Origin of the sequence: Brevibacillus sp. MCWH (assembly GCF_013096935.1) — a bacterium.
In the GTDB taxonomy this organism is placed as follows: domain Bacteria; phylum Bacillota; class Bacilli; order Brevibacillales; family Brevibacillaceae; genus Brevibacillus; species Brevibacillus aydinogluensis.
In genome coordinates, this window is record NZ_SDLF01000250.1 from 1 (window position 1) to 382 (window position 382).

The following is a 382-nucleotide window of genomic DNA, read 5'->3' on the forward strand; positions in this document are numbered from 1 at the left end:
CTCTCAAATATTCTTTTTTCAATTCAACCCTTTTCTTTTTTAAATCTTTTTTACTTGCCATAATATTTTCACCTCTTTATTTTTTTTTGCTAGTATATTCCCCTTTAAAATTAAAGTTCACCCCTTTATTAAAATATACTAATTCATAATATATAATTTATTTAACGGTTATATGTGAAACTCTTTTATACATTAGAAACACGTGAGTATATTTATTTTTTTCATCCAATACACCTGACTGTGCACAAATAAGTTTCCATTCTTTTTCGTTTATACTAGGGAAATAAGTATCTCCTTTAAATTTGTGAAATATTCTAGTAACATATAGAAAGTCTACGTAAGGTAAAAGAGAACTATATATTTCAGCTCCTCCAAGCACTAT

1 protein-coding gene is annotated in these 382 nt (G+C 25.9%); it reads right to left on the minus strand.

The annotated features are described in order from the left end of the window. Positions 1-157: 157 nt before the first annotated feature. The coding region (locus ETC00_RS20320) for a dihydrofolate reductase (RefSeq protein WP_171567802.1) at positions 158-382 on the minus strand (225 nt) is incomplete at its 5' end.